The organism is Asanoa hainanensis (assembly GCF_900188485.1).
Lineage (GTDB): Bacteria > Actinomycetota > Actinomycetes > Mycobacteriales > Micromonosporaceae > Asanoa > Asanoa hainanensis.
The window spans coordinates 56,858-57,335 of the sequence record NZ_FZPH01000030.1; positions in this window are offsets into that span (position 1 = coordinate 56,858).

Below are 478 nucleotides of genomic sequence, written 5' to 3' on the forward strand. Positions count from 1 at the left end.
ACGGCGCACGATCGCTGCGATCCTCGCCCGGCTCGGTGGCCGTGCGCAGCCATCCCCCGATGGTCTCGATGCTGTGCCGCGTGCCGTTGCGATCCTCGCCCGGCTCGGTGGCCGGGCGCAGCCGCCGACCGCGATCGCGTACGGGAGCAGGTGCCACCGGTTGCGATCCTCGCCCGGCTCGGTGGCCGGGCGCAGCCCGCGTCGGATGACGACGACCGTTCGGCCGTCCCGCTGGTTGCGATGCTCGCCCGGCTCGGTGGCCGGGCGCAGCGCGATCGAGTCCTTCGTGACCTTGCACAGGGCCTCGATGTTGCGATCCTCGCCCGGCTTGTGGCCGGGCGCAGCGCCTGCGCCGCCTCCACAAGGGACCAGGGCCGCTGCAAGTTGCGATCCTCGCCCGGCTCGGTGGCCGGGCGCAGCGCTGATCGCGCAGGGCATCACACCCGCCATGGCCGCCGTTGCGATCCTCGCCCGGCTC